General features: G+C 75.6%; 1 protein-coding gene. It reads right to left on the bottom strand.

The genetic code is table 11. From position 1 onward, the window contains the following. Positions 1–312 (bottom strand): nucleic acid/nucleotide deaminase domain-containing protein (locus tag ABD323_RS42155; RefSeq protein ID WP_344447357.1); only part of this gene is annotated, 312 nt, incomplete at both ends.

The following is a 312-nucleotide window of genomic DNA, read 5'->3' as shown; positions in this document are numbered from 1 at the left end:
CCCTTGGCCCGCGCGTCCGTCGCCAGCATCGGGCCGCACATGTCCGGGCAGGGGGCCCGGTCGGTGAAGAGGGCGAGGACCTTGTCGTCCGCGGCCAGCTGGTCCATGACCCGCTGCTCGGCGTGGCCCGCGTCACCGCTCGACGCGCGGACCAGCCGGGTGCTGCCGTCAGCGGCCCGCACCCGGGCGACGGCCACGTTGCGCTCGGCGTCCCAGAAGCCCGAGGCGTACCGGAGGTCGAACGCCGGGGTGCTCAACTCGGCGCTGTCGTAGGCGGTCTGCAGCGGGGAGAGCGGGGTGGGGGTGTGGGGC

The sequence above is a fragment of the Kitasatospora nipponensis genome (assembly GCF_039528135.1).
GTDB classification, from domain to species: Bacteria; Actinomycetota; Actinomycetes; order Streptomycetales; family Streptomycetaceae; genus Kitasatospora; species Kitasatospora nipponensis.
This window is presented reverse-complemented; position numbering and strand designations above follow the sequence as displayed.